Annotated in this window: 1 protein-coding gene; it reads left to right on the top strand. The window is 73.0% G+C overall.

Features of this window, described 5'->3' with window-relative positions:
- Window positions 1-278: thiolase family protein (locus JHE00_RS34835; RefSeq protein WP_504739436.1), on the top strand; the 278-nt coding region annotated here is incomplete at both ends.

Here is a 278-nt window from a genome sequence, read left to right on the forward strand (position 1 = left end):
GGATTCCGCAGCGCAAGGGCGACCCGGTCGTGTTCGACACCGACGAGGGCGTGCGCGCCGACACCACCGCGGAGAGCCTGGCGAAGCTGCGGCCCACCTTCGCCTCCGACGGCACGATCACCGCGGGTTCGGCCTCGCAGATCTCCGACGGCGCCGCCGCCGTGGTGGTGGCGAGCAAGGCCAAGGCCGAGGAGCTCGGTCTCGCGCCGCTGGCCGAGATCGGCGCCCACGGTGTGGTCTCCGGTCCCGACGCTAGCCTGCACGAGCAGCCGTCCAAC

The sequence above is a fragment of the Prauserella cavernicola genome (assembly GCF_016595675.1).
Lineage (GTDB): Bacteria > Actinomycetota > Actinomycetes > Mycobacteriales > Pseudonocardiaceae > Prauserella_A > Prauserella_A cavernicola.